We start from the raw sequence: 25,051 nt of genomic DNA on the forward strand, positions 1-25,051 counted from the left end.
GCCGCAACGCCAGCCGCAACGCCAGCCGCAACGCCAGCCGCAACGCCAGCCGCAACGCCAGCCGCAACGCCAGCCGCAACGCCAGCTGCCGAGCCGACCGCCGAGCCGCCGCCGAATCAGCCGCAAAGCCACCCGAGCTGTCCCACTGTCCGGTTGCTCTGCGCGGTGCGCTCCTGGGCGAATTGCCCGGTACCTATCTTTTGTCCCATCCGACGAAAGTCGGTACCGCCTCACCGACCCGCCGCAGCACCCTCGATCCACCGCCGGCCACAACGCCGGCTGGGCCGGTGCCGCCACCCTGGGTGCCGGCTTCGTCCGCGATCGCGAAAGTGAGTTGCCGGCATGCGCAGAACGTCCCCGGGACACCACCTCCTCGCCCGCTCCGCCACCGCCCTCGTGGCCGCCGCCGCGGCCATCGGGTTCAGCGCCGCCGCGAACACCGCCGGCGCCGAGACCATCGAGGGCTACTCCGCCACCGTGCAGCAGGAAGCCGTCGCCTCCCTTGCCGCCGAGGCCGGGATCAGCGAATCCGCCGCCGTTGCCCTGCTGCGGACCCAAGCGACCAGCGTCGGCACCCTGCAGCGCGTCACCGCTTCCCTCGGGGCCCGCGCCGCCGATGGCTACCTCGACGACGCCGCCCAGCCTGTCGTCAACGTGCTCGACCAAGCCGCCGTCGACCAGGCGAAGCAAGCCGGCGCGCAGGCGAGGGTGGTCAAGCACTCCAGTGCCGCCCTGGCGAGCGCGCAGGATGCCCTGCAGACACTGCCCGCGGTGACGCACACCTCCATCGGGCTCGACCCGAAGGCCAACCAGGTCGTGCTGACCGTGGCCGACGCCGCCAAAGGCACCGATGCGCTGCTGAAGGCGGCCGCCTCGCTCGGTGACCGGGTGCGCGTGGAGCGGGTCTCCGGGGAGATGCACACCGCCATCTACAACGGCGAAGCCATCACCGGGGGCGGCACCCGCTGCTCGGCGGGCTTCAACACCAACCGCGGCGGGCAGAACTACCTCATCGATGCCGGGCACTGCACCCGCGCCGTCTCTCAGTGGAACGTCGGCCCGTCGCAGGGGGCGAGTTTCCCCACCAACGACTACGGCCTCATCCGCAACACCACCGGCAGCGCGCCCGGCGCCGTCACCCTGTGGAACGGCTCCACCCAGCGAATCAGCTCGGCCGGCACCGCGACCGTCGGGCAGCGGATCAGCAAGAGCGGCAGCACCACGCACCTGACCTCGGGCTCGGTGCAGCGGACCAACGTGACGGTGAACTACGCCGAAGGCTCGGTGTACCAGCTGATCCAGACCAACGCGCTGGTCAACCCCGGCGACTCCGGCGGCTGCCTGTTCGCCGGCAGCGTCGGCCTGGGCATCACGTCCGGCAAGGGCGGCGGGAGCTCGTACTTCCAGCCGGTCGGCGAGGCGCTGAGCGCGTACGGTGTCACGCTGAACTGAACCGCGGCCGGTGGGGGCGCCGGCCCGGCGCCCCCACCGGTGCGTCAGTCGCGGCGGTGGAAGATGAGCCGGTAGCCGGCCAGGATGACTAGCGCGCCCAGGATGGCCAGGCCCCACGTGCGCAGGTCGAAGAACGTGCCGAGCTGGGTGTGGAACAGCGTCTTGCCGATCCAGCCGCCGACGAACGCGCCGGCGATGCCGAGCAGGATCGTGATGATGCAGCCGCCCGGGTCCTTGCCCGGCATGAGGGCTTTCGCGATCACCCCGGCGATGAGACCCAGTACGATCCAGGCGATGATGCCCACGGGGTTGTCCTCTCGTCCGCTACCTGTTGACGGCACAGGATGGCAGGCAGCGGCCCCGCGGGCGCGCCGAGCCACGCCGACGTGATCCGGATCTCACCGCAACGGCGAACGGCCCGCCCGGGATGTCCCCGGACGGGCCTTTTCCGGCTGCTCAGCCACCGCCGTAGGTGGCCTGCGTGACCGCGAAGACGTTGCGGTTGCCCGCGCCCTCCTGCAGCGACCACAGCAGGTCGGCGGCGGTGTCGTCCTCCCAGTAGGAAAGGCTCTCGCCGCTGCCGACCCAGGCGAAGGTCTGCGAGGCGGCCGACGGCTTCCAGTAGTAGAGCTGCTTCGCACCGGACGACTGGAACCACCAGCGGCCGTTGTGCGAGGCGACGCCGTTGAGCTTGTACCAGGGCAGCTGCAGCGCCTGGCTCGCCGTCGTCGTCGCGGCGAACGTGCCGCCGGCGGCGAACGGGTAGCGGATCGCCCGCGGCGCCCGGTTCGGGTAATCGGTGCAGCCGGAGGAGCAGGTGTACTCGGTCATCACGATCGACTTGCTCACCCGGTCGAGGGAGATCGACGACCACGCGAGGTTCGTCCCCGACGTCGTCTTCGAGGAGATCGTGCCGACCTGCGGCAGGACGTAGGCGTAGTTGTGGGCGTAGTACGTGCTGCCGCTCTGGTGGCCGATCTGGTCGGCCGTGCCGCCGGTGTTCGTCTTGAGGATCTTGCGCATGTCGAACACGCGCATGCCCTTCCCGGTGTCGGCGACGTAGAGGTAGTCGCCGTACCAGGACATGCCGCCGGCGTGGATCGGGATGTCCTTGAAGTCCGGCGCGTCCGCGGTGCCGGTCGGCTCGACCAGCAGGATCTTGCGGTAGGCGTTCGGGTAGTCGGCGTCCCAGTCGACCAGGGTGATCCGGCTGCGCTGCTGGCCGCCGTCACACCCGTCCTTGGTGTACCAGCTGACGGCGACGAGCTGGTGCCCGTCGTAGTTGCCGCCGTTGGCCGTCCCGACGGCGTCGCGGCTGGTGGTGATGCCCTGCGGGTAGTTGGTGCAGTCGGAGTTGTCGCCGCTGTCGAACCGGAACCCGGTCTCGAGCCCGGCGACGGAGAACGACGACGGCAGGGCGGTGCGGTCGTGGTTCGCGTTGTCCATCACGGTGTGGACGGCCGCGGTGCCCAGCTTCGACACCAGGGCGCCGTTCACCGCGTCGAACTGGTTGTAGGTGGCGGTCAGGGTGTATTGGTCGGCGGGCAAGGTCGACGGCGCGGCCGCGGCGGCGGAGGCCGGCGCGGCCGCCAGGCCCGCCAGCACGCCGGCGGCCAGTGCGGCCTTGGCCAGACGGTGGAGTGACATGGGAGCCATCGTGGGACGCGGCCGTACAAGAGTCGTACAACCGCGGGTTAAGACTTTCTGCCTAGCTCATGACGTCCGAACTTCCGATGCGCGAGCCCGCCGGACCGGCGATCGTGGTGTGATCACCGAGTCCGAAGTGGAGTTCGCATGTCCGTGGCATCCGAGACGACGCAGGCCTGGATCCTGCTGGGCGTGGCCGGCGTCGCCGTGCTGGCCTTCGCCGTGCTGTTCCTGGCCGCGCTCGTCGGCATCCTGCGGTCCCCGCTGACCGGCGGGATGAAGCTCGTCTGGGTGGTCTTCGCCTTCTGCGCGCCGTTCCTGGGCAGCGTGCTGTGGTTCCTGTTCGGCCGCCGCGACGCCGCCGTGGCGATCCGGCGGTGATCGTCGCGGACGGACTCGGCAAGTCCTATCGGGACGGTGCCTTCGCGAGGCCGGCCGTGGTGCTGACGGCCGCCGCGGTCGGCGCGGGCCGTCACGGGAGCCTAGGCTGATCACGGTGAAGCGATGGCTGAGCTGGTGGGACGGCCGCCTCCTCCTGCTGGCGCTCGATGTCGCGGTGGCCGCCGCCGTCATCGTCGTGTCGCTGACCGGCGGTGACCCGCGGGACCCGCACCCCGCGCTCTACGTCCCCGCCGTCGTCGTCTCCGGGCTCGCCCTGCTGGCTCGGCGCCGGTGGCCCTTTCTCGTGCTGCTCGTCGCCGTCGCCTGCATGCCCGCCGGGGTGACGCTGATCCCGCTGGTGGTGGCGCAGTACTCGGTCGCCGCCCGGCACGGCGTGAGTGTCGTGACCGGGGTGGCCGTGGTCGTCGCCGGGGTCGCCGGGAACGTGGTGCCGGTGCTGCGGGACCCCGGCAGCTTCACCCTCGTCGTGATCGTGCTCGCCACCTTCGTGCTCGGGCCGGTGCTGGCCGGGCTGTGGATGCACCAGCGCGCGGCGCTGCTGGCCGTGCTGCGCGAACGCGCCGACGAAGCCGAGCGCACCCGGACCCTGCTGGCCGACCGGGCCGTCTTCGCCGAACGGCGGCGGATCGCCCGCGAGATGCACGACGTCGTCGCCCACCGGGTGACCGCGGTCGCGCTGCAGGCCGGCGCCCTTTCGATGCGGGCGCCGGACGAAGAAACCGAGCAGGCCGCCGAAACCATCCGTGCCACCAGCGCGCTCGCGCTCGACGAGCTGCGCGGGATCCTGCGGGTGCTGCGCGACGACGCCCCGGCCGGGGACGCCGGCCCCGGTGTCCTCGCCTCGCTGGAACGCCTCGTCGACGGGGTCGCCGCGAGCGGGGCGCGGGTCGAGCTGGCGCTGCCGGACCCGCTGCCGGTGGTGCCCGGCGACGTCGGCCGGGCCGTGTACCGGGTCGTGCAGGAATCGCTGACCAACGCGGGCAAGCACGCGCCGCACGCCGCCGTCGGGGTCCGGCTCGCGGTCACCGGCGGCCGGCTGGAGGTGGCGGTGACCAACCGGCTGACCCCGCGCGGCAGCGCCGTCCCGGGGTCCGGCTACGGTCTGGTCGGGATGCGCGAACGAGTGGAGCTGGCCGGCGGCGACCTGGAGACCGGGCCGACCGGCGACGGCCGGTTCCGGGTGCTGGCGCGGTTCCCGGTGGGAGGACGGCGGTGACGGTCAAGGTCGTGCTGCTGGAGGACGAGGAACTGGTCCGCAGCGGCATCCGGATGATCCTGGAGTCGGCGGGCGACGTCGAGGTGGTCGCCGAGGACACCGACGGCGTGCGGGCGGTCGAGCTGACCGACCGCCACCGGCCGGACGTCGTGCTGACCGACGTCCAGATGCCCGAGGTCGACGGGCTCGAAGTGGTCCGGCGGCTGGTGGAGCACCCGGCGGCCCCGGCGGTGGTGGTGCTGACGACGTTCGACGTCGACGAGTACGTCTACACGGCCCTGCGCCACGGCGCGGCCGGGTTCCTGCTGAAGGACACCCCGCCGCGCGAGCTGGTCGACGCGGTGCGCGTCGTGGCCCGCGGCGAGGCGATGCTGTCGCCGAAGATCACCAAGCGGCTGCTGGCCGAATTCGCCGCCGGCGGCGGCTCTTCGCGGGCCCGGGCGAAGCTCTCGGTGCTGACCCCGCGCGAACACGACGTGGCCGTCCACATCGGACGCGGGCTGAGCAACGCCGAGATCGGCACGGCGCTGGCGGTCAGCGCGTCCACCGTCAAAGTCCACATCGGACACATCATGGCGAAGCTCGAGGCGGCGAACCGGACCCAGGTGGCGATCCTAATCCACGACGCCGGCCTGAGCTGACCCGCGCCCGCGCCGGTCGAGCACCTTCAGCGACTGTTCGCACCACCGCAGGTTTTCGCGCTCGAACGACAGGCCCCGCATCAGCGTCAGGTACGGGCCGATCCGCTCGGCCTCGGCGAGGTAGTCGTCCTCGAAGCGCCCGTCCAGCAGCCGCGCGCGAAGCCGTTCGTAGCCCGCGATCTTGGCTTCCGCCCGGGCCATCCGCTCGGCCAGCGCCTGCCGGACCGCCCCTTCGTCGCCGACGTCCACCGCCTGCACCTGCACCAGGAGCTCGTCGCGGATCACGCCGGGGCGGGGCGGGCGCGCGGTGAACTCGTTCAGCGCCCGGTACCCGGCGTCGGTGAGCGAGAACAGCCGCTTGTCCGGGCGCCGCTCCTGGTGGACCAGCCGCGCCCGCACCAGGCCGTCGGCCGCCATGCGGTCCAGTTCCCGGTAGAGCTGCTGCGGGGTGGCCGCCCAGAAGTTCGCCACCGAGGCGTCGAACCCCTTCGCCAGGTCGTAGCCCGACGCCTCGCCTTCGAGCAGCGCCGCCATCAGCGCGTTGCGCAGTGCCATGCTCAACTAGTTGAGTGCTTCGCGCTGGATCTGCTCGAACTGCGCCGCCATCGCTTCCGCCAGCGCCTGCGCGGCCGAGAGCGGCCGGACCATCACGGTGAACTCGTCGATCAGGCCGTCTTCGTCGAGGTGCAGGAAGTCGCAGCCCTCGACCCGCACGTCCCCGATCCGGGCTTCGAAGACGAGCGCGTGATCCCGGCCTTCGCCGCCGGTCAGCTCGCGCACGTACCGGAAATCCTCGAACACGCGCAGCACTCCGCGCAGGATCGCGGCGGTGATCGCCTTGCCCGGGTACGGCTTGAACGCGACCGGGCTGCGGAAGACGACGTTCTCCGCCAGTGTCGCGGCCATGGCGTCGGGATCGCGGGCCTCGACGGCCTTGCGGAAGCTGCTCATGCGCACCTCACCTACTCAACTTTTTGACTACCAGGGACAGCGTACCCGTTCGCCTTGGGTGACCGCTCGGCAACGCACAGCTTCACCACAGCCCGGCCACAGCTGCCCTCGCCACGCTGGCCCAAGGCCGGGTCAGGCGGAAGTCAACCGGCCATTACCCACCACGAAGGGACAGGCATGGGAAACGATCACGAGGGACAGCGGGTCAGCCGGCGCCGGCTGCTCGCCGGCGTGAGTTCGGTCGGCTTGGGCGCGCTCGTCACGGCGTGCGCGGGCCAGAGCGCGGGCACGAGCGCCGTCACGACGACGTCCACCGGCGAGACGGTCGCCCTGGAGGCCGTCACCGACGCGGACCTCACCGCCCTGTTCACCGGCGCGCGGACGTGCACCCTCACCGCGTCCACCACGCAGGGGCCGTACTACTTCGACGCCGACAAGATCCGCAGTGACATCCGCGAGGACAAGCAGGGCACGAAGCTGCGGCTCGCCCTGCAGGTGCAGGACAGCGAGACCTGCAAGCCGATCCCGCACGCGGTGGTCGAGATCTGGCACTGCGACGCGGGCGGCCTGTACTCCGGCGCGGAGGCGGCGTCCGGCGGCGGCGGCGGGACCCCGCCGACCGGGACGCCGCCCACCGGAACCCCGCCCACCGGCTCGCCGCCGCCCGGCGGCGGGGACACCGATCTCGTCCCCACCGACGACAAGCGGTACCTGCGCGGCGCCCAGGTCACCAACCAGCGCGGGATCGTCGAGTTCACCACGATCTGGCCGGGCTGGTACCGCGGCCGGACCGTGCACGTCCACGTGATGGTGCACGTCGGCAACGAGAAGACGCTCACGACGCAGCTGATGTTCGACGAAACGCTGAACGCGCGGGTGTTCGCCACCCAGCCCTACGCGCAGCACACCGGCCGGGACACCTTCAACGACGGCGACTCGATCTACCAGCCGAGCATGCTGCTGAAGGTGACCCGGGCCCGGGACGGCTACGTGGGCTGCATCGTGCTCAACGCCGACCCGGACCACGACGGCGTATAACGTCTCACGCCCGCCCGAGCCACTCGGCGAGCGTCGTCCCGGCCAGCCGCGCGCCCGGTCCCGGCAGGAGATCCTCCGGCCCCGGCACCGCCCCGAAGTACGGTGCCCGCGGGTCGGTGACCACCTGCCGCGGATCGGAGCGCGCGGTCAGCACGGTGCGCACCCACTCGTCGAGGCCGAAGACTTCCGGCCCGGCGATCTCGGCGACCCCGCCGGTGGCCGGCCCGGCGGCGGCCCGGCCCACCGCGGCCGACACCTCGGCCGCGGCCATCGGCTGCACGCCGGCGCCGGGCAGGCGGACGACGCCGTCGGTGGTCGAGCCGTCCGCGATGCCGCCGGCGAACTCGAAGAACTGGGTGGCGCGGACGATCGAGAACGGCAGCCCCGATCCGGCGATCAGCTCCTCCTGCGCGACCTTGGCCCGGAAGTACCCGACGTCCGGCTGCCGGTCCGTGCCCACCACGGACAGCGCGACGTAGTGCCGGACGCCCGCCTCCTTCGCCGCGTCCACCAGGTTGGCGGTCGACGTGCGGAAGAAGGCCATCACGTCGTCGTCGGCGAACGACGGCGAGTTCGAGACGTCCACCACGACGTCGGCGCCCTGCAGCACCTCCTTCAGCCCCTCGCCGGTGATCGTGTCCACCCCGGTGCTCGGCGCCGCGGGCACCGCTTCGTGGCCCTGCTCGGCCAGCCAGGCCACCACGTTCCGGCCGATCAGCCCGGTCCCGCCGATGACGACGACCTTCATGTGTCCGTTCCCTCCGTCCGGCGCCGCCCGGTGGCCCCGGACGGCTGCGCATCCCGGAGACGAGATTGCGCGCCGGTCCGTGACAGCGCAGCGGGGTTCGCTCGAACGGAGGAGGGCGCTACACGCCGGCCCGGCGGGGCTCGTACTGCGCGCGCAGGGCCTTCTTGTCCGGCTTGCCCAGCCCGGTCATGGGCAGCGACTCCGCCACGATCACCTGCTTGGGCACGTGCACCGGGCCCTTGCGCTCGCGCACCGCGGCCTGGATCTCGGCGGTGAGCCGCTCGAGGTCGTGGCCGGCGTCCTCGCGCAGGACCACGACCGCCGTCACCGCTTCGCCCCACTTCTCGTCCGGGGTGCCGATCACGCCGACCTGGGCGACCGCCGGGTGCTCGGCCACGACGTCCTCGACCTCGCGGGGGAACACGTTGAACCCGCCGGTGACGATCATGTCCTTGACCCGGTCGACGATGAACCAGAAGCCGTCCTCGTCTTCGCGGGCGACGTCGCCGGTGTGCAGCCAGCCGTCGCGGAAGGTCTCGGCGGTGATCTCCGGCAGGTTCCAGTACCCGCCGGCCAGCAGCGGCCCGGCCACGCAGATCTCGCCCGGCTCGCCCGGGGCCACCGGGTTGCCGTCGGCGTCGAGCAGCGCGGTGCGCAGGAAGGCCGACGGACGGCCGCAGGAGGCGAGCCGGGCGTCGTCGTGGTCGCCCTTGGCGAGGTAGCTGATCGCCATCGGGGCCTCGGACTGGCCGTAGTACTGGGCGAAGATCGGGCCGAACCGGTCGATCGCCTCGCGCAGGCGCACCGGGTTGATCGACGCGGCCCCGTAGTAGACCGTCTGCAGCGAGGACAGGTCGCGGGTGCGCGAGTCGGGGTGGTCCATCAGCGCGTAGAGCATGGTGGGCACCAGCATGGTCGCGGTGATCCGCTGCTCTTCGATGATCCGCAGGGTGTCGGCGGGGTCGAACTTCGGCACGACGACCAGGGACCCGCCCTTGATCAGCGTCGGGGCGAAGAACGCGGCGCCGGCGTGCGAGAGCGGGGTGCAGATCAGGAACTTCGGCGCCTCGGGCCACTCCCATTCGGCCAGCTGGATCTGCGTCATCGTGGTCATCGCCTGCGCGGTGCCCATGACACCCTTGGGCTTGCCGGTGGTCCCGCCGGTGTAGGTGATCGAGACGACCTGGTCCGGCGGCAGCACGGCGGGCGCCAGCGGCCGGGGTTCGAACGTCGCGGCGGCCGCGGTGAGGTCCTTGCCGACGTGGGCCAGCGGCTCCGGCACCGGTCCGATGGTGAGCACCTGCGTCAGGCCGGGGACCTTGTCGAGCAGGCCGAGCGCGCGGTCGACGAAGGCGGGCACCGGGTCGATGATCAGCGTGGTGATGCCGGCGTCGCCGAGGATGTAGGCGTGGTCGTCGAGCGACCCGAGCGGGTGCAGCGCGGTCCGCCGCGAGCCCTGCAGCTGCCCGGCGGCGATGATGAGCAGCACTTCCGGCCGGTTCAGCGACAGCAGCGCGACCGGCGCGCCGGTGCCCGCGCCGAGCGCCTCGAAGGCCTGGGCGTACTGGCTGACCTGCTCGGCGGTCCGGCCCCCGGTCATCGTGGTCTCGCCCAGCACCATGACGGGCTTGTCCCGGTGCCGTTTCAGGGCGGAGACGACCAGGTGGCCGAGGTGGTTCGGATACCGCATCGCCTGCTCGTCCATCCCGGTCCCTTCCACGGCGCCAGACTAGAACACGTTACTGTTCTCGACAAGATACGGCGGTTGGGCGGGGTTTGTCAGCTCGGCGGTGCGGTGGAACAGGTTTCAGTGAGCCCGGAGGGCGCGCCGCAGGCTGCGACGCGCCCTCCGGACCGAACTCAGCCGCGCAGGCGGCCCAAATAGCCGCGGTCCACCGCGACCAGGGACACGCTCACGTACCCGTCGAGCAGGGCCTTCGCGTCACTGTCGGCCTCGTACGCCGGCGACGGCACCACGTCGTAGGACAGCTGGTACGTCCCGTCCGCGGCCGGGACGTACTTCACCCAGCCCGAAGCCACCCGGCTGACCTTCGTCCAGCGCACCGGCGACGCCCCCGCGCCCGGCGCCACGTCCGGCTGGTTGACGTTGACCAGCGCCATGTCCTGCACGAACTTCCACGTCCGGGGCGACGCCAGCAGACGGAGGGTGACGTCGGCCGCGGCCTGGTACGTCTCCGTCGACGGGGGCGTGGCGCCCGAACCCGCGCTGACCGCCAGTGCCGGCAGGCCCCGCTCGATCGCCACCGAAGCGGCGCCGACCGTGCCGGACATGCTGATCGGGAGGCCGGTGTTCTGGCCCGCGTTGATCCCGGAAAGGACCAGGTCCGGCCCGCTCGTCCAGCCGAGCCGCTGCGGCAGGATGCCGGTCAGCGCCAGCTCGGTCACGTCCGCCGGGGTGAGGGACGCGCTGCCCGGGCCGCACGGGGTGGCACCCTGGCACGCGCCCAGCACGAGCCCGTGCCCCGGCGCGCTCGCGCAGTCCGCGGCGAACTCCGCCGGCACCGCCGGTGGCGGCGCGACGGACGACGTGAACGACACGGCCGTGGACCGGCCCTTGCCGCCCTGGACCGCCCACGGGCCGACGATCGCCACGTCGGCTCCGGCCCGGCACAGCGCCTGCCGGAGCACGTAGATGCCCCGCCCGTCCGACCCGTCGGGCTTCCCCGCTTGCACCGAGTCGTCGTTGACCAGCAGAACCTTCTTGCCCCCCAGCGAAACCGGTTGATCGGGCCGCGGGCTGGCTTGGGCGGGCACGGCCAGCGACAGGGCAACCACCGCCGCGACCGCGACGCGCAAAGCCTTGAACCGCATCGCCACCTCCTCATTCGTTCGGAAAACTCAATCGTTCGGAATCGGCGGGGCCAGGGTAGCGAGAACGGCGGTGGCGAGGGGGTGTTTCGGCGGTTTCGCCGGCGAGCCCGCCCCGGACCGGGACGGGCTCGCCGTGGACACTCCTTTGTGGACGGTTACGGCACCGGGGCCGCCTGGGCCCGGGCCACGGCCTCGTCGCGGTCGGGTTGCAGCAGGTAGCCCGCGCGCAGGGCCCGGTCGGCCGCCGCGGTGAACTTGGCGACGTAGGTGGCGTGGTCCGGGTACAGCCGCCGGATCCGGGCCGGCGTCAGCGGCGTGGTCGTGCCCAGCAGCAGACACGCGCCCGGCACGTTGCCGCCACTGTTGTTGGGCGCGTAGGACGCTACCGGGACGTCCAGGTCGGGCAGCCGGACGCCGCCGAGGGCGTTCTGGTCGCCGTCGCGCAGGATGATCAGGTTGAGCAGCATCGAAATCGGTGCCGCCGCCGGCGGGGCCGCGCCACCGCGGGCCCACCGGTCCAGGTAGCGGAACGCCGCGTTTTCCGCATACCGGAAGGTCATGCTGTTGACCGGCTTGTCGCACGTCGTCGGGGCGCCGTCGTTGATGGACCCGTCCCGGGCGTTGGCCGCGTTGTACAGGTTCAGCCCGTACTGGTCGGCGTGCGCGGTGCCGGCCACCTCCCAGGTCCGCACCTGCGCGGTGTCCTGCCGGACCGAGGCCGACGCGATGACGTCGGTCTCCGACTGTAGGACGAACACCGGGACGCCGAGATCGGTGCGGATCTTCGCCGACAGCGGCCCGGCGACGCCGTCGCCGATCGGGGCCGCGAGCGCGGCCCGGCCGTGGATCAGGAAGCCCTGGTAGCTGCGCCGCACCGGCTGGATCGCGTTGGCGAAGGTGGTCAGCCGCAGCGCGGACTGCGAGTGTCCGCTGCCCAGCACGACGGCCGGCGTCCGCCCGCCCAGCAGCTGCGGGTTCGCCCGGACCGCCTGCGCGGCCTGCGAAAAGACATCGTAGGACAGCGCGTCCCCGCTGAGGTTCACCGCGGCGTACCGGGCGGGGTCGAGGCTCTTGAGCTTGTCGGCACCGGCTTTCTGGGTCGTCACGCCGACGTAGGCGTAGCCCTCGCGGATGAAGTGCTCGTAGGACTGTGAGAAGTCCACCGGGATGTCGACGCCGAAGCTGACGTTGAGCCATTCGACCACGACCGTTCCGGTGAACCGGGCGGCGTCGCGCGGCCGCACGACGACCATCCGGGTCGTGTACGGGGTGCCGGTGGAGGCCACGCGCGTGGCCCAGCGCCCGTCTTCGGTCCACAGTCCCACCTGGTCGAACGTGTCGGCCTGGCCGGACAGCAGGTACTCCTCTTCGACGTACCCGCGGGCGGCGAGGTCGAGGACGCCGTGGGCGCCGCTCACCGGCCAGCCCCGCCCGGCGTCCGCGGGCACCGCCGTCACGGTGGGCGCGGCAGTGGACGGTCCGGCTTGGGCGACCCCGGGAAGCACCAAGGACGGCAGGAGCACGGTCAGCAGCACGAGCAGGGCTCTGCGCATGGGTAAACCCTTCTGGTGGGCGACGGCCCGCGAAGCGGCTCCCGGCTCCCCGGACCGTCCACATCGGACACTGAGGCGGCGACCGGCCCGGTCACCGCCGTTGTCTTTACCCGCCGGTAATGGCCGGAGGCAACGTCCGGCCCGCGCACCGGGGGGAATCCACCCGGGATCGCTCAGGGATGTGACAACTCGACGGGCCCGGCACTCGGCGGAAAGCGAATTCACAGAATGTCCTTTCGGCGCCGCAACCTTGCGCATGGGTCGCTCGTTGCGCGACTATCTCGGGACGTTCTGCACGTGCATCCGCACGGCGAGGGGGTGTGGTGACCGAAGTGGCGCCGGCGGTGGCCGGGACGACGGACGTCCCTGGCGACGCGGCTTTGATCGCAGCGGTCCGTGGTGGCGACATCGCGGCCTACGGCGAGCTCTATGACCGGCACCTCGCCGCGGCCCGGCGGGTGGCGGCCGCGATCGCGGCCGATCCGGCGGAGCGGGACGACCTGGTCGCCGAGGGATTCACCCGCGTACTACGGATTCTGCGTTCCGGCGAAGGCCCGGACGAGGATTTCCGGCCGTACCTGCTGACGACCATCCGGAACACGATGATCAGCTGGCGCCGCCGCGACGCGGCCGTCTCGGTGGTGGCCGAGGTTCCGGATGTGACGCCGAGTGCGGGGAGTGACGAGCCGGTCGGCGACCGGCTGCACGCCAACGTCGCCGCGGACGCGTTCGCGAGCCTGCCCGAGCGGTGGCGGGCGGTGCTGTGGCGGACCGAGATCGTCGGGGAGTCGCCCGCGCAGATCGCCGAAGACCTCGGGATGACCCCGAACGGAGTAGCGGCGCTGGCCTACCGCGCCCGGGAGGGCCTGCGCCAGGCCTACCTGGACCAGCACGTCCCCGAAGCGCGGCGGCGCACCTGCAAGAACGTCTCCGCGCAGCTGGCCAAGTTCGTGCGCGACGGCATCTCCGACCATAAGGCGCACCGGATCGCCGCCCACCTCGACCGCTGTGCCGACTGCCGGAGCCTGGCCACCGGTCTCCGGGAGCTCAACGAGGAACTGCCGGCCTCCGTCGCCCCGCTCATCCTGGGTATCCCGGTCGCGACGCACTGGCTCACCGTGACAGCGACCGGGTCCGGCGCCGCCGGCACCGGCGCTTCCGTCCTGTCGTGGGCGACGGCGGCGAAGGTGGCCGCCGCGGGCGCGGCGCTGGTCACGACGGTGACGATCGGCGCGAGCACGTCCAGCGATGCTCCGCCGCCGCTGTCGGGCAGCGAGGGCACGACGACCCAGCCCGTGCGGACCGGGCCGCAGGACGGCCCCCGCGCCGGGCTCCCGCCCGGCGGCGTCGTGCCGACGTCGGGGGCACCGGGGACGTCGGTGCCCGGCGCCACGGACGTGCAGCCGACCGGCGCGCAACCGGGCGAGTCGGCGGGGGCCGCGGACTCCGGGGCCCCGGCCGTGACGAGCACGGACACCGGGAACGGCAACGGCAACAACGGGAACAACGGCAACGGCCTCGGGAACGATCCGGCCGCGAAGGAGTCCAAGAAGGCGGCCAAGGAGTCGTCGAAGGCCGCGAAGTCGTCCGCGAAAGAGTCGCGGAAGGCCGAGAAGACGAAGAACCCCGGGGAGTGACCCGGCGCCGCGTGGCGCCGGGTCATCCCGCTCAGCAGGGCTGCAGCAGCCAGCAGAGCCGGTAGTTCGCCTGGTACGTGGCGCCCGTCGCCGGCGCGACGACGTTCTGCGTCCGCGCCCCGCCGTGTGCCCAGCCGGTGAAGGCGTACTTCATGTTCAGCGGCGGCAGGTTCTGCGGGCTGTTCGCGCTGATCGAGTTGGTCGATCCGGCGATCACCGTCCGGGAGAACGGCGTCCGCTGCTGGGTCCCGCCGACGGTGAGCATCGCCTGGCTGGGACTCGAGGTGAAGTTCAGCGTCACTGTCTTCGGCTGCAGGTCGATCGTCTTGGACCCGGTCCGGCCGGTGGAGTCCGTCGCGGTCAGCGTCAGCTGCAGGTACGACGGGTACTCGTGGTCCGGCGCGACGAACGACCCCGAAGCGACGCCCGGGAAGTCCTGGACGTTGTGGGTGTGGCAGGTGCCGTTGGCCGCGCAGTGCCGGATGGCCAGCCGCCAGGACAGCGCCGAGGGCGGCAGCTCGCCGTCCTGGGCGTCGACGGCACGGCCGGAGAACGGCACCGTCTGCCCGACCGACCAGTTCAGCGTCGCGGCCGGGGTGTCGATGACCGGCACCGGGTCGAGCCCGGCCGGGGTTCCGACGGTCACCCGGACCGTCGTGGTCGCCGAAGCGCCGTGGGAGTCGGTCACCCGCAGCCCGGCGTCGACCGCCGCCGCGGTGGTGTAGGTCCAGGTGGGCTTCGGGGCCGCGGAGTCGTCGTAGGCGCCGTCCGCGTCGAGGTCCCACGCGTAGGACAACGTGTCACCGGCGTCCGGATCGGTCGAACCGGTGCCGTCGAACTGGACGGTCAGCGGCGCCGGGCCGCTGGACGGCGTCGCGGTGGCCGCGGCGACCGGCGGCCGGTTGCCGCTGCCCGCGTAGCTCACCCGGCGCAGTTCCCCGGCACCCAGCGCGACGTAGAAGAGGTCACCGCCGGGACCGGTGAGCACCTGCACCGGCGTGTTGACGCCGGTCACGAACGGCACCAGCTTGCTGGGACTCGGCTGGCCGGAGACCGTCTGCATCGCCCAGATGCAGCCGCGGGAGGAATCGGCGAAGAACAGCGCGCCGGCGTACTCGGCCGGGTAGTTGCTGCCGGATTCGAAGGCGATCCCGCTGATCGAGGAGCCGCCGGTGGGACACGGGTCGGTGGCCACCACCTTGGCGCTGTGGTTGTAGGCGTAGAACGGCGCGGTCTGGCCACCCGCCGAGTACAGCGATTCGCAGCGGTCGAGGTTCGCGCCGTCGTACCCGGCCTGACGGCCGGCGCCTTCGAAGCAGGGCCAGCCGAAGTTCTCGGCCACGGCGTCGCCGGCGTTGGCGACCCGGTTGATCTCCTCCCAGGTGTTCCAGCCGACGTCCCCGGCCCACAGTTCGCCGGTGCCGGGCCGGAACCCGAACCGGAACTGGTTGCGCGAGCCGTAGGCGATGACGCGCCGGGCGTTGGCGTCGGAACTGCTCGCGAACGGGTTGCCGGGCAGGCCGTCACCGGTGTCGGGGTCGATCCGCAGCAGCGCGCCGTTGAGCAGCACCGGCTGCCCGGCGGCGCGGCGCGGGGACTGCGACCGCAGCGCGCCGCCTTCGGCCGACGGCGGGCTGAGGTTCGTGCCGGCCGGCGACGGCGGGTCGGCGCAGGGGTTGCCGACCTGGCCGTAGTCGGCGAAGTTGAAGCTGGCGCCGTCGCCGCCGCCCGCGTACAGGGCGCCGTCCGGGCCGAAGGCGAGCGCGCCGACCGAGTGGCTCGGGTACTGCTGGCACCAGCCGGTGACCAGCGGTTTCTCGCTGACCGCCGTCCCGCCCGGGCCCATCGTGAGCTGGGAGACGCGGCCGGTCACGACGCACCCGGCGTCGGTCGCGCCCGGCGGCGTCGGGCAGGTGTCGCCCCACTTCGGTGCGGTGCCGCCTGGGAGGGCGTCAAGGGTGTAGGAGACGTAGACGTACGGCCGGGTGGGGAAGGCCGGGTCGACCGCGAGCCCGAGCAGGCCGCGGTCCCAGAAGTCCTGGGTCGGCGTGCGCAGGTCGGCGAACACGGTCGCGGTCGGATCGGCCAGGTTGTCGAACACCTTGACCAGACCGCTCTTCTCGGCGACGAACACCCGCCCGTCGGGGGCGAACGCGGCGGCGGTCGGCGAGCTGAGGCCACCGATGGCGAGCGTGTCGCTGAAGCCCGCGGGCACGGCCGCGGCGGCGGGTGCCGCGACGGCGAGCGCCACGGCGAGCGGCACGACCACCCCCGCGGCCAGCGCGCGTCTTGATCTTCGCGAAACCAGGGAACGACGTGGACCCATCACGAACTCCTCCTGCGGCGGGGACCGGACTGGCGCGAACGCCGTCCGGTATGGCGCCCGGCGTCCGAAAGTTGTTACGCCGACGCAAGAAAAACGCACGAACAGCTCAATCCCGTTAAGGGTCAACGACTTGCCGCCGTGCGGCCGTCTGGTTCCAGTGGTAACTCGATCATGGTATCACTGATGATAACGTGGTTAGTATCAGTGTGAACGTCGAGAAGGGGTACGCCATGATCGTCATCACCGGGGGCGCCGGCCAGCTCGGATCGCGCATCGCCGACCGGCTGCTCGCGCGGGTGCCCGCCGCCGAGATCGGGGTCAGCGTCCGCGATCCCCGCCGGGCCGGGGAGCTTGCCGCGCGGGGGGTCCGGGTCCGGCGCGGTGATTTCGCCGACCCGGAATCGCTAGCCGAGGCGTTCGAGGGGGCAACCCAGGTCCTCGTCGTGTCGACGGACAAGGCGGGCGCCGAAGCGGTGGCGCACCACGTCGCGGCGATCGAAGCCGCACGCGCTGCGGGGGCGAAGCGGGTCCTGTACACGAGCCACCAGGCCGCGGCGGCCGATTCGCGGTTCGCGCCGATGGCCGACCACGCCACGACGGAGGGCCGGCTCGAAGGGGCGCCGTTCACCGCGCTCCGCAACGGTTTCTACGCGAGCACGGTGCCGTTGCTGCTGGGTGGGGCGTTGGAGACCGGCGAGCTGGCGGCCCCGGCCGACGGCCCAGTCTCCTGGACGGCGCACGCCGACCTGGCCGAAGCCGCGGCGATCATCCTGGCGGAGGAGGGCCGGTTCGACGGGCCGACGCCGCCGCTGACCGCCCCGGTGGCCCTTGATCTCGAGGACGCCGCCGCGCTGCTGACCGAGCTGACCGGGCGTTCCGTCCGGCGGGTCGTGGTGTCCGATGACGCCTGGGCGGCCGGGTTGGTCGGGCACGGGGTTCCGGCGGAGCGGGCCGAGCTGTTGCTGGGAATGTTCCGGGCGGCTCGTCGTGGTGAGTTCGCCGCAGCCGGGCCGGACCTCGAAGCCCTCCTGGGCCGTCCGGCCACCCCGCTCCGGACCGTCCTCGCCGAGGCTCTCAAGCTATAAACCGGGTGTATAAACTCCGGCTATACACACCGTGTACAGTCGTCGCCATGTCGATCGGACTCACCCTGCTCGGGTTGCTGGAAAACGGCCCCCGGCACGGTTACGACCTGAAACGCGCCTACGACGACCGCTTCGGGCACGACCGGCAGGTGCACTACGGCCAGGTCTATTCGACGCTGGCGCGGCTGCTGAAGCAGGGGCTCGTCGAGGCCGACGGCGTCGAGGTGGACGGTGGCCCCGAGCGGAAGCGGTACGCCATCACCGATGCCGGCGTGGCCGACGTCGCCGGGTGGCTGGCCACGCCCGAAAAGCCCGATGCCTACCTGCACAACACGCTCTACACCAAGGTGGTGCTCGCGCTGCTGTCCGGGCGGCCCGCGGCGGACGTCCTCGACGTCCAGCGGGCCGCCCACCTCGACGCCATGCGCGCGCTCACCCGCCGCAAGACCGGCGGCGACCTCGTCGACCAGCTCGTCTGCGACCACGCGCTGTTCCACCTGGAAGCCGACCTCCGGTGGCTCGAACTCACCGCCGCCCGGCTCGACCGGCTGGCGGAGGCGATCCGATGAGCGAGCTGCTGCTGGAGGCCACCGACGTCCGCAAGGCGTTCGGCCCCACCGAGGCGCTGGCCGGGGCGAGCCTGCAGGTGCGCGCGGGGGAGATCGTCGCCCTGATGGGGCCGTCGGGAGCCGGCAAGTCGACCCTGCTGCACTGCCTGGCCGGGATCGTCCGGCCGGACGCCGGGACCGTCCGCTACCTCGGCGCGGACCTGGCCACCATCTCCGACCGGGCGCGCTCGGCGTTGCGCCGCACCGAGTTCGGGTTCGTCTTCCAGTTCGGGCAGCTCGTCCCGGAGCTCACCTGCCTGGAGAACGTGGCCCTGCCCCTGCGGCTGAACGGCGACCGCGGCCGCGCGGCCGGGCAGCGGGCGCGGGCGATGCTGGCCGAACTCGACCTGTCCGGTGTCGCCGGGAAGCGGCCGGGGGAGGTGTCCGGCGGGCAGGGGCAGCGGGTGGCGGTGGCCCGTGCGCTGGTGACCGCGCCGCGGGTCGTCTTCGCCGACGAGCCGACCGGCGCGCTGGACTCGCTCAACGGCGAGCAGGTGATGCGCCTGCTCACCACGGTCGCCCGCGAGCGGGACACCGCGGTCGTCCTGGTGACGCACGAGGCGCGCGTCGCGGCCTACTCCGACCGCGAGGTGGTCGTGCGCGACGGCCGGACGCGGCAGCTCGAGGTGACCCGGTGATCCGGCGCTGGGGGGCCGATCTGCTCCTCGGCGTACGGCTGGCGATCGGCGGCGGCGGAGCCCGGACCGCGCTGGTGCGGCTCACCCTGATCACCGTCGGCGTCGGCCTCGGCGTCGCCGTCCTGCTCACCGCGACGTCGCTGCCGCAGATGCTCACCGCCCGCGGCGAGCGGTCCGCCGAGCGCACGCCGCTCGCCGCGACCATCCCCGGTGTCGACGCCGTCCACGTCGTCGGCCGCGGCGACGAGTTCCGCGGGCGCGGGATCCAGGGGTACCTGGTGCAGCCGACCGGGCCGCACCCGCCCGCGGTGCCGGGTGTCGACCGGCTGCCGGGGCCCGGCGAGGCCGTGCTGTCCCCGGCCCTGCTGGACCTGCTGCGGTCACCGGAGGGGGAACTGCTCCGCCCGCGGTTCCCGCAGCGGGTGGCCGGCACCATCGGCGACGCCGGGCTGACCGGGCCGAACGAGCTGTACTTCTACCTCGGCTCCGACACCGTCGCCCGGCAGCCGCAAGCCGTTGCGGTGAGCGAATTCGGCCGCCCGCACCAGCGGCGCGCCCTCGAACCGATCGAGCTGCTGCTGGTCGTGCTGGGCGCGACGACGTGCCTGGTGCCGGTGTTCGTCTTCGTCGTCACGAGCACCCGGCTCGCCGCCGCGTCCCGCGACCGGCGGCTGGCCGCGCTGCGGCTGGTCGGCGCGGACCGCGGCCAGGTGCGCCGGATCGCCGCCGGGGAGGCTCTGCTCGCCTCGCTGGCCGGGCTCGTGGCCGGCGCGGGCCTCTTCCTGCTCGTGCGGGCGCTCGTCCCGCGGATCACCGTGTCCGCCTTCCGCGGCGGGATCTTCGCCGCCGACGTCGTACCCGACTGGCGCCTGGGCCTGCCGGCCTTGCTGGCGCTGCCGCTGCTGGCGTGCGCGACGGCCGTCTTCGCGCTGCGGGGAGTCGTCATCGAGCCGCTCGGGGTGGTGCGGCGGGGGACGCGGCTGCGGCGGAAGCTCTGGTGGCGCCTCGTGCCCCTGGTGGCCGGCGGGGCCTTGCTGGCCGGCAAGCCGGGCACCGAGGACATCCGGGACCCGCTGGTGGTCGGCGGGGTGGTGCTCGTCCTCGTGGCCGTGCCCCTGGTGCTGCCGTGGCTGGTCGAGCGCGTCGCGGGCGTGCTCGGCGGGGGTTCGCCCGCCTGGCTGCTGGCCGTGCGGCGGCTCCAGCTGGACAGCGCGACGGCCGCGCGCCTGGTCAGCGGGATTGCGGTGGTGCTGGCGGGATCCATTGCGCTGCAAGGTGTCTACGCCCGCGCCGAAAGCGACCGGCCGGTGGATCGGGACGTCCGGGTGCTGGCGACCGCCTTCGCCACCACGCTCGCCGACGTCCCGGCCTTCGCCACCGCCCTTCACGCCCTGCCCGGACTGGGCGGCATCCCCGTGCAGACCCGCGCCATCCTGTACGACGCCGCGGGCCGGAAAGTCTCCGCCGTCGTGGGCACGTGCGCCGAGCTCGAGGTCGCGGACTGCCGCGACGGTGACGTCTACGCGACGGGCACCGCGGCGCCCGGGGCCTACCGGCCCGCACCGGGGGACCGGCTGTGGTTCTACGACGCCCGGCGGACCGACCCGGCGGCACCTCCACAGTGGACGGTCCCGGCGGGCTACCACGTCACCGGCGGCGCCGGCGAGGCGCCGGCCCTGCTCGTCACGACGGCGGCCCTGCGCACGGCGACGAGCGTCGGGCTGAGCTCGACCGCGCGGATTCCCGCGGCCGGGCCGGACCTGGTGGAGCAGGTGCGCAACGCCGCGGGCTGGACCGGCGTCGTCAGCTCCCTGGGCACCGAACGGGACGGCACCTACGCGCTGATCACCCGGGTGCTGTCGGTGGGCTCGCTCGTGGTGCTGCTGCTCGCGGCGGCCGGCCTGCTGATCGCCGCGGCGGAGCAGCTGCGGGAACGGCGGCGCAGCCTCGCCGCGCTGAGGGCGGGCGGTGTCGGGCGCGGGGTGCTCGCCCGGTCGTTGTTGTGGCAGCTGGCGATCCCGGTGGCGGTGGCGGTGGTCGTCGCCGTGCTCGCCGGGCTCGGCCTCGATTGGCTGCTGCTCACGCTGGTCGTCCACCGCCCGATGGTGGTCGACGTGGCGACCATCGGGCTGCTCGCGGTGACCGCGGCCGCGGCGGTGCCGGCCGTGACCGCGGTGACGTTGCCGGCGCTGTGGCGGACGTCGAGCCTGGAGCACCTGCGGGAGGAGTGAGCCGGCGGTACAACCGCCGTACAAGGCCGGTGTACGGATTTTGGATTGCCGGCTGGCGTACTGCTCCCATGCGAACTCCGAAAGCGATTCTCCTCGCGCTGGCCGTGGCGGCCGGCGTGGTGGCGCTGCCCGGGACGGCGAGCGCCGCCTACAGCGACCCGTTGACGACGACCACCAAGCAGAACCTCGTGTGGCACGCCACGCCGGCCGCCGCGCTCACCGCGCTGGACAACGCGCTGCCGAACGTCAGCCTCAACACCGTGGTCAACGACCCCAGCTACAGCATGACCGGCTGCACCACGGCGGAGAAGGCGTCGCTGCCGAAGGCGCCGGTGGCCACCAAGGCGATGTGCTGGGACGCCGACCGCGCCGGGACGACGACGTGGGTCCCCCAGTCCATCACGACCTCCGGCGACGCCGACGACGACGGGAAGTGGGGCGACGACAAGGTCATCCTGTCCGGCTGGCACGGCACCGACGCACTCAGCACCGCCAACGAGAACCGGTACAACGACGCGCGGATCCAGGCGATCAACTACAACGATCCCGCCAAGCCGTCGTACCGGATGCTGTACCTGGCCGTGCCCAACAGCACCGGCAGCACCTTCGCCGCCGCCGAGGCGCACATGGGCGGGATGGCCTGGTACGGCGACAAGATCTACGTGACCGCCGTGGGCAGCACCTCGACCGCGATCCGGGTCTTCAGCACCAAGCACATCCTGCAGATGACCGACACGACGTCGAACGCGATCGGCAAGACGTCGTCCGGTTATGCGGCCTGGACGTACAAGTACGCGATGATGCAGATCGGCTACTACAGCTACGCCGGCGGCACCTGCACCATGGCTTCCGACACCGCGGTGCCGTGCTTCTCGTCGATGTCGCTGGACCGCAGCACCAGCCCGGCGAGCATCGTGACGTCGGAGTACTTCAAGGAGACGAACCTCCACGGCCGCCTCTACCGCTACCCGATGGGCGAGGACTTCCTGCTGGCGGCCTCGTCCGGCACGGTTCCCGCGACCGAGGCGTTCCGCAGCAACGTGGGCAACGTCCAGGGCGTCCTGTCCAACGCCGGCAAGTGGTACGTGGCCCACAGCTCGGCGACGATCAACGGCCAGCTCTGGGCCCAGACGACGGCGAAGAGCACCTCGGCGACGTGCGGCACCGGCACGACGGCCTGCTGGGCCATGCACCCGGAGGCGCTGACGTACGACTCGTCGACGGGCCTGGTGTGGTCCATGGCGGAGTGGTCCACGGCCGAGTGCGCGGCGAAGAGCCAGACCTGCGGCCGTTCGGTGTTCGCGGTGCCGCTGTCCTCGCTGCCCGCGTGATCCGGCCCTGAAATGCCGCCGCCCCGGGGGAATCACCCCGGGGCGGCCTTCACGCGCCGGGGTGGCCGCAGGCGTAGATGTTCGCCGAGGCCAGTTGTACGCAGGCGGGGCAGGTGTTGACCGGCCGGTCGCGGCGGCCGTAGTACGGGTGGGTGGCGCCGCACAGTGCCTTGATCACGTCCCCCGGGCGCGGGTCCGGGTGGCACCGGGGGCAGTAGGCGTGGGCGGCGCGTTCGACGTCGGCGCTCATGCCACCCGGTTACCCACCCGCCGCCACGTCCACACCGTCCGGCCGCCGGTGAAGCACCAGATCGCGATGACCGGGTCGCAGATCGCGCAGCCGAACGACGAATCGTGGGCGAACGGCAGGATCGGCTGGCCCTTGAGGTGGTGGACGACGTCCCAGCCGGTGTGCAGCAGCCAGCCGATGCCGATGAACGTCCACGAGTCCAGCCCGCGGAAGGCGACGTAGGTCAGCACCGCGCAGAACACCAGCTCCCACGGCCCGAGCGCGCCGCCGGAGAGGTAGGCCGCGCCCGCGCCGCCCACCACCACGGCGTTGAACCGCTGCCGGTGCCGCTCCGGGATCAGCGAGCTGAGCAGGACGTAGGCGAGGCCGATGAGGATCGGCGCCAGGATCTCGAGCACGGAACCCGACGTTAGGAACCGGCCGCCCGGGCGGCCAGTGGCTCGATGGCCAGGGGACGCCGGGATCTCGCCACCGACGATTAACTCAAGCGCTTGACTTAAATTGGGGTACGCTGCGGCCATGACCACGACCGAACCGCTCACCGCGGACAGCCCGATCGGCGACTGGGTCGCCCACCCCGACGGCGGCCCGCTCGTCCGCGCCCTGCTCGCGGAGGCGGGCGTGGACGAAACCGTCCTCGCGCCGGTCCGGCTGCTGCCGTTGCGGCAGCTGGTCGCCCTGAGCCGGGGACGGCTCGCCCAGGACGTCGTCGACGACCTGGTGACCCGGGCCAACCACGGGGTGACCCCGGCGCCCGGGGCCGGCCGGACGGGCTGGCGCGAGCGGATCGTGCCCGGCCGGTTCGAGGGCCGGACGGTCGTGGTGACCGGCGCCGCCTCCGGCATCGGCCGGGCCACCGCCTCGCGCATCGCCCGCGAAGGCGGCCGGGTCGTCGCGGTCGACGTCTCGGCCGGCCGGCTGGACGAGTTCGCCGCGGAGATCGGCTCGCCGGAGCTGGTCGCCGTGGCGGCCGACATCACCGACGAGGACGGCGTCGCGCGGATCCTCGCCGCCGCCGGGCCGCGCATCGACGGGCTGGCCAACGTCGCCGGCGTCGTCGACGACTTCTCCCCGGCCCACGAGGTGCGCGACGAGCTGTGGCGGCGCGTCTTCGCCGTGAACGTCGACGGGACGTTCCGGCTGATCCGCGCGGTCGTCCCGGCGATGCTGGAAGCGGGTTCGGGCGCCATCGTGAACGTCGCTTCGGAAGCCGCGCTGCGCGGTTCGGCCGCCGGGATCGCCTACACCGCCTCGAAACACGCCGTCGTCGGCATCACCCGCAGCTGCGCGTTCATGTACGGGCCGCACGGCATCCGCGTCAACGCCGTCGCGCCGGGCGGGGTCGCGACCGGGATGGGGATGCACGCGGAGCCGTCGGAGTTCGGGCAGGGCCGGGTCGGGCAGTTCCTGGGTCTCGTCCCGCCGATCGCCACGGCCGAGCAGCTCGCGGCGTCGATCACCTTCCTGCTCGCCGACGACGGCGTGAACGTCAACGGTGCCCTGCTGCCGTCCGACGGCGGCTGGTCGGTGCAGTGACCGCGCTGTCCGCGGTGGCGCCCGAACTGCGCGGCCGGGTCCGGCGGGTGCCGCGCCTGCCGCTGCACCGGGCCTGGGTGCGGCGCCTGGTGCGGGCGGGGACCGCGCGGATGCGGCCGCCGTCGCGGCCGGACGTCGCCGTCGAACTGCGTCCCGGCCTGCGCGTGTACCGGCCGCGGACCCCGCGGTCGGACCTCACGCTGCTGTGGATCCACGGCGGCGGCCTGGTCATCGGCGGCGCGGCCCAGGACGACCGGTTCTGCGCCGCGACGGCGGCCGAGCTCGGCATCACCGTCGTCTCGGCCGAATACCGGCTCGCCCCGGAAAACCCGTACCCGGCGGCGCTCGACGACTGCCACGCCGCCTGGACGTGGCTGCGGGGCGACGTCGCCGCGGACCGGGTGGTCGTCGGCGGCCAGAGCGCCGGCGGCGGGCTCGCCGCGGCCCTCGTGCAGCGCTTGCGCGACGAGGGGGAGCGGCCGCGGGCGCAGTGGCTGTTCTGCCCGATGCTCGACGACCGCACCGCCGCCCGGCGCGACCTCGACGGCGCCGGGCACCGGGTCTGGGACAACCGCCTCAACCGCTTCGGCTGGCGCTCCTACCTCGGGACCGAGCCCGGCGCGGCGGTGGTGCCGCTCTACGCCGTGCCCGCGCGCCGCGACGACGTCACCGGGCTGCCGGACACCTGGATCGGCGTCGGCGACATCGACCTGTTCCACGACGAGGCCGCCGAGTACGCCCGGCGCCTGCGGTCGGCCGGCGTGGCGACGACGTTCCACGTCGTGCCCGGCGGCCCGCACGGGTTCGAGGCCTGGGCGCCGTCGACCGGGTTCAGCCGCGGCTACCTGGCCACCGCGCGGGCGTGGCTGGGCCGGTTCCGGTGACGGCGTCCGTAAGGTGGGGGCCGGCAGAACGTCGGGGTGACCGGG

Annotated in this window: 24 protein-coding genes; 13 read left to right on the forward strand and 11 right to left on the reverse strand. The window is 72.8% G+C overall.

The window, feature by feature from the left end:
* Positions 1-342 precede the first annotated feature (342 nt).
* Positions 343-1,452, forward strand: coding sequence for a S1 family peptidase (locus tag ACWEVN_RS15375; RefSeq protein WP_452051657.1), 1,110 nt, complete (start codon positions 343-345; stop codon positions 1,450-1,452).
* Positions 1,453-1,496: 44 nt separating this feature from the next.
* Here the strand turns inward: ACWEVN_RS15375 and ACWEVN_RS15380 are convergent, their stop codons facing one another.
* A complete protein-coding gene (locus ACWEVN_RS15380) occupies positions 1,497-1,757 on the reverse strand; it encodes a GlsB/YeaQ/YmgE family stress response membrane protein (protein WP_354809816.1) in 261 nt (86 codons plus the stop codon).
* A 151-nt stretch (positions 1,758-1,908) separates the two neighbouring features.
* A complete protein-coding gene (locus ACWEVN_RS15385; protein WP_452051658.1) occupies positions 1,909-3,099 on the reverse strand; it encodes a hypothetical protein in 1,191 nt (396 codons plus the stop codon).
* A gap of 147 nt (positions 3,100-3,246) precedes the next feature.
* Between ACWEVN_RS15385 and ACWEVN_RS15390 the strand changes: the two genes are divergently transcribed.
* The 3 genes from ACWEVN_RS15390 (at position 3,247) to ACWEVN_RS15400 (ending at position 5,358) form a co-directional block, all read left to right on the forward strand.
* Positions 3,247-3,480, forward strand: a complete 234-nt coding sequence (locus ACWEVN_RS15390) for a PLD nuclease N-terminal domain-containing protein (protein WP_452051659.1) — start codon at positions 3,247-3,249, stop codon at positions 3,478-3,480.
* A gap of 115 nt (positions 3,481-3,595) precedes the next feature.
* A complete protein-coding gene (locus ACWEVN_RS15395) occupies positions 3,596-4,717 on the forward strand; it encodes a sensor histidine kinase (RefSeq protein ID WP_452051660.1) in 1,122 nt (373 codons plus the stop codon).
* Positions 4,714-5,358 carry a response regulator gene (locus ACWEVN_RS15400; RefSeq protein ID WP_452051661.1) on the forward strand — a complete coding sequence of 215 codons (645 nt, stop codon included), beginning with the start codon at positions 4,714-4,716 and terminating at the stop codon, positions 5,356-5,358. The genes ACWEVN_RS15395 and ACWEVN_RS15400 overlap by 4 nt, the downstream gene beginning before the upstream one ends.
* Here the strand turns inward: ACWEVN_RS15400 and ACWEVN_RS15405 are convergent.
* A complete protein-coding gene (locus ACWEVN_RS15405; RefSeq protein ID WP_452051662.1) occupies positions 5,332-5,913 on the reverse strand; it encodes a PadR family transcriptional regulator in 582 nt (193 codons plus the stop codon). The genes ACWEVN_RS15400 and ACWEVN_RS15405 overlap by 27 nt on opposite strands.
* Positions 5,914-5,919: 6 nt before the next feature.
* Entirely contained in the window at positions 5,920-6,309 is a 390-nt protein-coding gene (locus tag ACWEVN_RS15410) for a nuclear transport factor 2 family protein (RefSeq protein WP_452051663.1), read from the reverse strand.
* A 177-nt stretch (positions 6,310-6,486) separates the two neighbouring features.
* On the opposite strand from ACWEVN_RS15410, the gene ACWEVN_RS15415 reads away from it, so the two are divergent.
* Positions 6,487-7,347, forward strand: coding sequence for a dioxygenase family protein (locus ACWEVN_RS15415; RefSeq protein ID WP_452051664.1), 861 nt, complete (start codon positions 6,487-6,489; stop codon positions 7,345-7,347).
* A gap of 4 nt (positions 7,348-7,351) precedes the next feature.
* Here the strand turns inward: ACWEVN_RS15415 and ACWEVN_RS15420 are convergent, their stop codons facing one another.
* The 4 genes from ACWEVN_RS15420 to ACWEVN_RS15435 form a co-directional block, all read right to left on the reverse strand.
* Positions 7,352-8,095 (reverse strand): SDR family oxidoreductase, encoded by a 744-nt coding sequence (locus ACWEVN_RS15420; RefSeq protein WP_452051665.1) that lies wholly within the window; start codon positions 8,093-8,095, stop codon positions 7,352-7,354.
* Positions 8,096-8,213: 118 nt separating this feature from the next.
* Positions 8,214-9,815, reverse strand: coding sequence for a fatty-acid--CoA ligase FadD8 (fadD8, locus tag ACWEVN_RS15425; RefSeq protein WP_449685667.1), 1,602 nt, complete (start codon positions 9,813-9,815; stop codon positions 8,214-8,216).
* 140 nt (positions 9,816-9,955) lie between these two features.
* Entirely contained in the window at positions 9,956-10,927 is a 972-nt protein-coding gene (surE, locus tag ACWEVN_RS15430) for a 5'/3'-nucleotidase SurE (protein WP_452051666.1), read from the reverse strand.
* A gap of 155 nt (positions 10,928-11,082) precedes the next feature.
* Complete coding sequence (locus ACWEVN_RS15435; protein WP_452051667.1) at positions 11,083-12,480, reverse strand: alpha/beta hydrolase domain-containing protein; 1,398 nt, start codon at positions 12,478-12,480, stop codon at positions 11,083-11,085.
* Positions 12,481-12,803: 323 nt separating this feature from the next.
* Here ACWEVN_RS15435 and ACWEVN_RS15440 point away from each other — a divergent pair, with 323 nt between their 5' ends.
* On the forward strand, positions 12,804-14,117 hold the full coding sequence (locus ACWEVN_RS15440) for a sigma-70 family RNA polymerase sigma factor (RefSeq protein WP_452051668.1): 1,314 nt from the start codon (positions 12,804-12,806) through the stop codon (positions 14,115-14,117).
* Between the two features lie 31 nt (positions 14,118-14,148).
* Here the strand turns inward: ACWEVN_RS15440 and ACWEVN_RS15445 are convergent, their stop codons facing one another.
* Positions 14,149-16,443, reverse strand: a complete 2,295-nt coding sequence (locus ACWEVN_RS15445; RefSeq protein WP_452051669.1) for a PQQ-dependent sugar dehydrogenase — start codon at positions 16,441-16,443, stop codon at positions 14,149-14,151.
* 206 nt (positions 16,444-16,649) lie between these two features.
* On the opposite strand from ACWEVN_RS15445, the gene ACWEVN_RS15450 reads away from it, so the two are divergent.
* The 5 genes from ACWEVN_RS15450 (at position 16,650) to ACWEVN_RS15470 (ending at position 22,336) form a co-directional block, all read left to right on the forward strand.
* The gene (locus ACWEVN_RS15450) at positions 16,650-17,528 is read left to right on the forward strand and encodes an NmrA family NAD(P)-binding protein (protein ID WP_452051670.1); all 879 of its coding nucleotides are present in this window, start codon (positions 16,650-16,652) and stop codon (positions 17,526-17,528) included.
* A gap of 47 nt (positions 17,529-17,575) precedes the next feature.
* On the forward strand, positions 17,576-18,097 hold the full coding sequence (locus ACWEVN_RS15455) for a PadR family transcriptional regulator (RefSeq protein ID WP_310969988.1): 522 nt from the start codon (positions 17,576-17,578) through the stop codon (positions 18,095-18,097).
* Positions 18,094-18,774 (forward strand): ABC transporter ATP-binding protein, encoded by a 681-nt coding sequence (locus ACWEVN_RS15460; RefSeq protein WP_449685673.1) that lies wholly within the window; start codon positions 18,094-18,096, stop codon positions 18,772-18,774. Before ACWEVN_RS15455 ends, ACWEVN_RS15460 begins: the two co-directional genes overlap by 4 nt.
* On the forward strand, positions 18,771-21,005 hold the full coding sequence (locus tag ACWEVN_RS15465; RefSeq protein ID WP_452051671.1) for an FtsX-like permease family protein: 2,235 nt from the start codon (positions 18,771-18,773) through the stop codon (positions 21,003-21,005). Before ACWEVN_RS15460 ends, ACWEVN_RS15465 begins: the two co-directional genes overlap by 4 nt.
* Before the next feature lie 68 nt (positions 21,006-21,073).
* Positions 21,074-22,336 carry a hypothetical protein gene (locus ACWEVN_RS15470; protein ID WP_452051672.1) on the forward strand — a complete coding sequence of 421 codons (1,263 nt, stop codon included), beginning with the start codon at positions 21,074-21,076 and terminating at the stop codon, positions 22,334-22,336.
* 49 nt (positions 22,337-22,385) lie between these two features.
* On the opposite strand, the gene ACWEVN_RS15475 is transcribed toward ACWEVN_RS15470, so the two are convergent.
* Positions 22,386-22,586 carry a hypothetical protein gene (locus tag ACWEVN_RS15475; RefSeq protein ID WP_310969992.1) on the reverse strand — a complete coding sequence of 67 codons (201 nt, stop codon included), beginning with the start codon at positions 22,584-22,586 and terminating at the stop codon, positions 22,386-22,388.
* Entirely contained in the window at positions 22,583-22,984 is a 402-nt protein-coding gene (locus ACWEVN_RS15480) for a DUF6010 family protein (RefSeq protein ID WP_452051673.1), read from the reverse strand. Before ACWEVN_RS15480 ends, ACWEVN_RS15475 begins: the two co-directional genes overlap by 4 nt.
* 121 nt (positions 22,985-23,105) lie before the next feature.
* Between ACWEVN_RS15480 and ACWEVN_RS15485 the strand changes: the two genes are divergently transcribed.
* Both ACWEVN_RS15485 and ACWEVN_RS15490 read left to right on the forward strand, forming a co-directional pair.
* Positions 23,106-24,122 (forward strand): SDR family NAD(P)-dependent oxidoreductase, encoded by a 1,017-nt coding sequence (locus ACWEVN_RS15485; protein ID WP_449685678.1) that lies wholly within the window; start codon positions 23,106-23,108, stop codon positions 24,120-24,122.
* Positions 24,119-25,006 (forward strand): alpha/beta hydrolase, encoded by an 888-nt coding sequence (locus ACWEVN_RS15490; RefSeq protein ID WP_449685679.1) that lies wholly within the window; start codon positions 24,119-24,121, stop codon positions 25,004-25,006. The genes ACWEVN_RS15485 and ACWEVN_RS15490 overlap by 4 nt, the downstream gene beginning before the upstream one ends.
* The last annotated feature ends 45 nt before the right edge of the window (positions 25,007-25,051 follow it).

The sequence above is a fragment of the Amycolatopsis sp. NPDC003861 genome, from assembly GCF_053605405.1.

Excerpts from the sequence above, each read along its gene's own strand:
- surE (WP_452051666.1), bottom strand. The coding sequence starts at position 10,927 with ATGCGGTTCAAGGCTTTGCGCGTCGCGGTCGCGGCGGTGGTTGCCCTG.
- ACWEVN_RS15445 (WP_452051669.1), bottom strand. The coding sequence starts at position 16,443 with ATGGGTCCACGTCGTTCCCTGGTTTCGCGAAGATCAAGACGCGCGCTG.
- ACWEVN_RS15455 (WP_310969988.1), top strand. The coding sequence starts at position 17,576 with ATGTCGATCGGACTCACCCTGCTCGGGTTGCTGGAAAACGGCCCCCGG.
- ACWEVN_RS15405 (WP_452051662.1), bottom strand. The coding sequence starts at position 5,913 with ATGGCACTGCGCAACGCGCTGATGGCGGCGCTGCTCGAAGGCGAGGCG.
- ACWEVN_RS15475 (WP_310969992.1), bottom strand. The coding sequence starts at position 22,586 with ATGAGCGCCGACGTCGAACGCGCCGCCCACGCCTACTGCCCCCGGTGC.
- ACWEVN_RS15435 (WP_452051667.1), bottom strand. The coding sequence starts at position 12,480 with ATGCGCAGAGCCCTGCTCGTGCTGCTGACCGTGCTCCTGCCGTCCTTG.
- ACWEVN_RS15375 (WP_452051657.1), top strand. The coding sequence starts at position 343 with ATGCGCAGAACGTCCCCGGGACACCACCTCCTCGCCCGCTCCGCCACC.
- ACWEVN_RS15385 (WP_452051658.1), bottom strand. The coding sequence starts at position 3,099 with ATGTCACTCCACCGTCTGGCCAAGGCCGCACTGGCCGCCGGCGTGCTG.
- ACWEVN_RS15460 (WP_449685673.1), top strand. The coding sequence starts at position 18,094 with ATGAGCGAGCTGCTGCTGGAGGCCACCGACGTCCGCAAGGCGTTCGGC.
- ACWEVN_RS15390 (WP_452051659.1), top strand. The coding sequence starts at position 3,247 with ATGTCCGTGGCATCCGAGACGACGCAGGCCTGGATCCTGCTGGGCGTG.
- ACWEVN_RS15485 (WP_449685678.1), top strand. The coding sequence starts at position 23,106 with ATGACCACGACCGAACCGCTCACCGCGGACAGCCCGATCGGCGACTGG.
- ACWEVN_RS15420 (WP_452051665.1), bottom strand. The coding sequence starts at position 8,095 with ATGAAGGTCGTCGTCATCGGCGGGACCGGGCTGATCGGCCGGAACGTG.
- ACWEVN_RS15415 (WP_452051664.1), top strand. The coding sequence starts at position 6,487 with ATGGGAAACGATCACGAGGGACAGCGGGTCAGCCGGCGCCGGCTGCTC.
- ACWEVN_RS15470 (WP_452051672.1), top strand. The coding sequence starts at position 21,074 with ATGCGAACTCCGAAAGCGATTCTCCTCGCGCTGGCCGTGGCGGCCGGC.
- ACWEVN_RS15410 (WP_452051663.1), bottom strand. The coding sequence starts at position 6,309 with ATGAGCAGCTTCCGCAAGGCCGTCGAGGCCCGCGATCCCGACGCCATG.